This window comes from Oleiphilus sp. HI0125 (assembly GCF_001635355.1).
Map to the genome: position 1 here is coordinate 1 of NZ_LWGF01001472.1, position 805 is coordinate 805.

Genomic DNA, 805 nt, shown 5'->3' on the forward strand with positions numbered 1-805 from the left:
CGTGCCCTAAACGCTCTCCACGTTTTTCAAACTTAGTAGTAGGTCGGTAGTCAGGCTTGGAAGAATACGAGCCGGTCTCTGCACAATTACTGTAATCAGGTGCTGCATCCATAACCTCAGCCATATGTTCTGCATAAGGCTCCCAGTCTGTTGCCATATGAAACACTCCACCCTCGGAAAGCTTAGTGGCAACCAAAGCAGCAAATTCTGGCTGAACAATACGACGTTTGTGGTGACGTTTTTTATGCCAAGGGTCTGGGAAATATAACTGTAAACGCGCCAAGCTGTTGTTAGGCACTTTGTTCTTAAGCAACTCAACCGCATCGCAACACAACAGACGTAAGTTTGTGAGCCCTTCGTCTCCCGCCTGAGCGAGTAAGGCACCAACTCCGGGTCGATGGACTTCAACGCCGACGAAATTCGTATTTGGGTCAGCTTTCGCCATTTCAAATAATGAACTGCCCATACCGAAACCAATCTCGAACACAACCGGGTTTGTATTGCCAAATATCTCTTCGAAATTTAGTTCTTGTTCAGGATCGAGGCCAAAGGCTTCCCAATATGAATCCCACCCTCGGGTCTGCCCAGCGGTCATTCTCCCGCTTCGCACTACGAAACTGCGTATAACTCGCTGCATTGGGTTGTCTTGATCTGTCACTGAAAGTCCTTAATTTTGAATCTATTACACGGGGGAGGATTTTAGATTTAGCGTGATTTCTTAGCAAGTTAGTCAGGGATTCTTATGAAAGACCCACTTCGTGCACATTTAAAGCGTGATCGAGAACACAAGGCCATAACGATTTAA

1 protein-coding gene is annotated in these 805 nt (G+C 46.5%); it reads right to left on the reverse strand.

The genetic code is table 11. From position 1 onward, the window contains the following. The coding region (trmB, locus tag A3762_RS24840) for a tRNA (guanosine(46)-N7)-methyltransferase TrmB (protein WP_231878919.1) at positions 1-658 on the reverse strand (658 nt) is incomplete at its 3' end. Positions 659-805: the final 147 nt, after the last annotated feature.